Source organism: Psychrobacter faecalis, from assembly GCF_016107575.1.
Classification (GTDB): domain Bacteria; phylum Pseudomonadota; class Gammaproteobacteria; order Pseudomonadales; family Moraxellaceae; genus Psychrobacter; species Psychrobacter faecalis.
This window is the reverse complement of record NZ_JABAST010000072.1, coordinates 1-4,152: the sequence shown is the minus strand read 5'-3', so window position 1 is coordinate 4,152 and position 4,152 is coordinate 1. Positions and strand designations below refer to the sequence as shown.

General features: G+C 33.6%; 3 protein-coding genes. All 3 read left to right on the top strand.

The window, feature by feature from the left end:
- Positions 1-273: 273 nt before the first annotated feature.
- The 3 genes from JFC07_RS12920 to JFC07_RS12910 all read left to right on the top strand — a co-directional run bounded on the left by JFC07_RS12920 (position 274) and on the right by JFC07_RS12910 (position 4,043).
- Entirely contained in the window at positions 274-1,467 is a 1,194-nt protein-coding gene (locus JFC07_RS12920) for a glycosyltransferase (RefSeq protein ID WP_198329217.1), read from the top strand.
- A gap of 30 nt (positions 1,468-1,497) precedes the next feature.
- Positions 1,498-2,874: a phenylacetate--CoA ligase family protein gene (locus tag JFC07_RS12915; protein ID WP_198329216.1), complete on the top strand. Its 1,377-nt coding sequence runs from the start codon at positions 1,498-1,500 to the stop codon at positions 2,872-2,874.
- Between the two features lie 62 nt (positions 2,875-2,936).
- Positions 2,937-4,043, top strand: coding sequence for a glycosyltransferase (locus JFC07_RS12910; protein WP_198329215.1), 1,107 nt, complete (start codon positions 2,937-2,939; stop codon positions 4,041-4,043).
- The last annotated feature ends 109 nt before the right edge of the window (positions 4,044-4,152 follow it).

Sequence of the window (4,152 nt, the reverse complement as noted above, 5' to 3'; positions counted from 1 at the left end):
ACGCTCGACCTCAAGCCAGTTTGTTTGCGCTTGGACTGGATGTGTTGATTGAGGGCCTTCGCTTGGTGTTCTTTAACAATGATAAGACTGTACTTCGACAGTTAGTTAGCTTTTTAACCCCTAAACCTATGAAAATCGGGTGGGGATGATTTTTTGTCGTGTGCAGAGAAAACTGAGACATAAATAGCTAATATAGTCTATAGCTAAATATATTAATTTTTTAAAAATTATATCTTATTAATAGCTGATAAGAAACTGATATAAAGAGTCCCTATGAATAGTCAAAGTGCGTTAAAATGTCTATATATCTATGACTGTAGGCTTACTAAGCATCTTAGCCAAATATATACAAAAGGTGGAATTACCGATAGTGTCTTAGAACGCTATATAGACTTTAAGGATAGTATCGCTATTATTACTCGTATGGAGTATTCAAATAATACGGATAAGGCGACTCTACTTACACTGCAAAACTTGACCTTCCGACCTATTAAAGGGCTCTTTTTCTCAAAGGCTTTTACCATACACCTTATATATAATTTACATATCTTCGCCAAAGAGATTAAAAATGCAGATTTTATAGTTACAAGATTACCTAGTTTTTTAGGTATTTTTGGACTACTAGTTAATTTGATTTATAAAAAGAAATTTTTCATTGAGGTCGCTGGAGATGCTCAAGATGCTCTCCTTAACTCAAGAGAAAATCCAAACTTAATCTTCAAAGTTTTTACCCATTCCTTCTTCAAGATAAATCAATTTTTTATAGAACATGCAAATGGAGTTATATATGTAACAAAGCACGCCTTACAAAATAAATATCCTACAAAAGCATACCAAAGCTATGCATCTAACATTGAAATAAGTATTGCTGAAAAAGCATTCACTCTAGAGTCTTATAAACTACAGAGCTCTTTAGTCAAAATTGGTCTTATTGGAGATTATAATAATCACTATAAAGGGATTATTGAAGCAATTCAGTCGATTCGCGAATTAAACATTAGAGGTTATAATGTAAGTTTAACTATTGTAGGCTCTGGTTCACAATTAGAGTATTATAGAAAACTAGCAGCAGAACTAAACATCTCTCACAAAATACACTTTAAAGGAAGATTAAAAGGCGGTAGGGAGGTATTAAGTTGGTTGGAGACTTTAGACTTATATATCCAACCAAGTTATACAGAAGGCTTACCTAGAGCTTTAATAGAGGCGATGAGTGTAGGGTTACCAGCCGTAGCATCTGATGTCGGTGGTATTTCCGAACTCTTAGCTCACACATGTTTGATTCCACCGAAAGATACAATCGCTTTAACTAATAAACTAGTAGAGCTGATTGAGTCTCAAAAACTAAGGTTTAAGAATGGAGTAAGAAACTATGAAGTTTCTAAAACTTACGATAAATCCATCTTAGAAGAGCGACGTAAAATTTTTTGGAATAATTGCAGAGATTTAGTCAGACATTCTAAATAGTTATTTAATACTTCTAATAGAGAACAATTCATGTCTATATTATTTAAAGCTTTTAAAGCTGCACCAATTCAGATTCAAGATCTTGCTATTACAATAGTTTCAAGTAACCTATATCGTATTCGTCATGGCAAAAAATATAAAGAATATAAAAAATATCATAAGAAATGGGAAAGGTCTAATGCTACTCAACTTAAAAAAGAAGTCGATAAAAGGTTTACCGACTTCCTAACTTATGTTCATGAAAACTCTAAGTGGTTTAATAAGAACCTAACTAGAGAGATGATTAGTAATCTCGATATATACACCCTCCCTATTTTAGAGAAAAGTGACTTAATAAATCATTTTGATGAAATTAGAACTGTTAAAAAAAGAAGCAGTATCATCAATCAAACTAGTGGCACAACGGGCAGTTCTTTAAAAACTTACATGACTAAAGAAGACATGCAAGAGCGCTGGGCTATTGTTGATGCTCATAAAGAAACACACGGCTTTAAATTTGGCAAAAAGACAGCATGGTTTTCCGGGAAAAACCTGATAACAGAGCGGGATATATCTAAAGGTATATGTTCACACTATGATTTTATTAATAAAATTCGTTATTACTCTACATTTCATATTAGTAATAAAAATTTCGATGTTTACTGGAAATCGATAAACTCCTATCAACCTGAGTTTATTGTTGGTTTCCCTTCAAGTGTATTTACAATTTGTGAAATTGCTGACTCAAAAGGATTGAGATTAAACAAGCCTGTCAAAGTATTTTTCTCAACATCTGAGAACCTAACGCCAAAGTATAGAGAAGTTATCAGCAGAGTATTAGGGTGCACAGTTGCTGATCATTATTCAGCTTCAGAAGGGGCCCCAATCATTACAGAGTGTAGCGCGGGCTCTCTACATTTAAACCCTCTTTCTGGAATTATTGAGGTCTTAGATGATGATCTTCTTCCTGTTACAGAAGGTGAACTCATCGTTACATCCTTTACTTCTCGTGGAACACCACTGATAAGATATAGAGTAGGAGATATTGTCCGACTAGCACCTAAAGATATGACCTGCTCATGTGGCTCAAGTTTTCCGTTAATTGAAAGTATTGAAGGCAGGTCTAGCGATTATATTTATTCTCCAGAAAAAGGGAAAATCAATCAAGTTAACATTGGAAATTCTGCTAAGGGAATTAATGGTATTATCTGCTTCCAAGTTATCCAAAATTATAAAGACTCAATCAAAGTAATGATAGTTAAAAATAACAGCTTTACGACTGACTCAGAGATTGCCTTTATACAAGCATTAAAACAAAGGGTAGGAAGCAAAATGACTATAGAACTAAGCTATGTGCAGGATATTCCTCGTGAAGCAAGCGGAAAGTTCCGAATTATTAAGAGCAATCTAAATTATGATGATTTATAGCTTATCTCTTTATTCATTCCAAATTCACCGTCTACTCTCACTTAATATAAGGGATATTATTTATGCAGAAGTCTAAAGTTTGTTACATTATGACAGATGCTATATCTTTTCAAATGTTATGTCGAGGTCAGTTTGAATATTTTAAAGAAAACTCTAACTTCGATATGACCTTTATTTCAGGCGGGGATAAGCAGAACTTTACTAAGTTGATTAAACGAGAAGTGGGTAACGTTTTTGATGCTAAATTAGTACGTAAGCCTTCAATAATTCAAGATATAAAGTCTTTGGTCTCTCTTATCTACTACTTTTCAGCTAATCGCTTTGATTTAGTAGTTTACTCGACACCCAAGGCACTATTATTAGGTAGTATAGCAACATCAATTACACGACATAATAATACAGTGGCTATTATTAGAGGGAGAGCTTATGAGAACTACTCTGGAACAAAAAGAAAAATTTATCAATTACTAGATAAAGTATCGCTACTAAGCTCAAAAAAGGTCATTTTTATTTCTGATTCTTTACGAGAAGCTTATATAGAAGAAGGCCTTACAAGTCGAAGTAAGTCTTATTTACTGGGCTCTGGTTCCTCAAATGGTGTCGATACTACTAGGTTCCAACCTAAAAAATATACTAAGAACGACTCCTTTACGGTTTTAGTTGCTGGACGTATTTGTATCGATAAAGGTATTCAGGATTTAGTAGAAGTTATTACAAATATCAATAATAAAAATATCACTTTCAAACTTGTAGGTCCAGTTGAAGACTCTACTTCTGAAGCAATACTATCCTCCTTAATATCTGTTTATCCTAATATTGTACATGTTCCTTATACCGACAATATTGAACAACACTTTATAGAAGCCGATCTACATTTATTCCTAACTCATAGAGAGGGTTTTGGTAATGTCGCTATTGAAGCGGCTAGCTGCGGTATTCCAACTTTTGCTTATGACGTCATTGGTGTTAAAGATAGTGTAAAAGAAGGTATCAGCGGCAGAAAATTTAATTTCAAGGATACGGCCTCTATCGCACAGGCTATCGATGAAGCTTCTACTGATCCTAGTTTTGAGCAAAAATATCGTCTAGCGAGAGGATGGGCTATTGAAAACTTTTCTCAAGAAAAAGTTTGGAATGATTTACTTAGGTTCTATAAAGATAATTTATAATATATTAATTCTTTCTATACTTAGATTAACACATGAAGTGCAATACCAAATGCAAGGTGAAAAAAAGACCTAGATGCGCTAGCATCAAAGTTTTTATCCACCGACCAAA

Excerpts from the sequence above, each read along its gene's own strand:
- JFC07_RS12920 (WP_198329217.1), top strand. The coding sequence starts at position 274 with ATGAATAGTCAAAGTGCGTTAAAATGTCTATATATCTATGACTGTAGG.
- JFC07_RS12915 (WP_198329216.1), top strand. The coding sequence starts at position 1,498 with ATGTCTATATTATTTAAAGCTTTTAAAGCTGCACCAATTCAGATTCAA.
- JFC07_RS12910 (WP_198329215.1), top strand. The coding sequence starts at position 2,937 with ATGCAGAAGTCTAAAGTTTGTTACATTATGACAGATGCTATATCTTTT.